Raw genomic sequence first — 759 nt, 5'->3', positions numbered from 1 at the left:
TGATTATCCGGCCCTGAAAAATATCGATCTCAGTTTTTACCGCGGTGAATTCGTGGGAGTGATCGGTAAATCCGGAAGCGGCAAATCTACCCTGGTCAATATGATTACCGGTATCGATCATCCCAGCAGAGGCAAAGTGGTAATTGGCGGGGTTGATATTCACGCCATGCCTGAAAGCAAGCAGGCCGGCTGGCGCGGTAAGAACCTTGGCGTTGTATTTCAATTTTTTCAACTTCTGCCCATGCTGACGCTAAAAGAAAATGTGCTGTTGCCGATGGATTTCTGCAATATTTACGACCCTGCTGAGCGGCCCGAGCGGGCACTGATGCTCTTAAAAATGGTCGGCCTGGAGCAGTTGGCCAATAAAATGCCGGGCTCAGTTTCGGTCGGGCAGCAGCAGAGCGCTGCAATTGCCCGCGCCCTGGCCAATGACCCTCCGATTATCATCGCCGACGAGCCCACCGGCAACCTGGATCTGAAAACAGCAGAATCGGTTTATGACCATTTTGACAAACTGGCAGCAGCGGGACGAACGATCATAATGATTACCCATGATCCCGAAATTGAAAACCGCCTGACCCGAACTGTCCGTTTAAAAGACGGAGAAGTAATCAAGCCCTCTTCACGCCGGTTGGTAGATTCAGGCCAAAACTCATCCAACTTTCCGGGAGGGAAAACACGATGAGACCGCGCTGGCGCAAAGTGGCCGCCGACTGGTGGAATAATTTATCCCGCTTCATCATCGTTACCCTTTCGCTG

Annotated in this window: 1 protein-coding gene; it reads left to right on the top strand. The window is 51.6% G+C overall.

The window, feature by feature from the left end; all coding sequences use genetic code 11:
* The coding region (locus tag SCI24_RS21400; protein ID WP_318727285.1) for an ABC transporter ATP-binding protein at window positions 1-685 on the top strand (685 nt) is incomplete at its 5' end.
* Window positions 686-759 lie beyond the last annotated feature (74 nt).

This window comes from Halomonas sp., assembly GCF_033549285.1.
Lineage (GTDB): Bacteria > Pseudomonadota > Gammaproteobacteria > Pseudomonadales > Halomonadaceae > Halomonas.
Note: the sequence above shows the minus strand (reverse complement) of the source record. Positions and strands in the feature narration are given on the sequence as shown.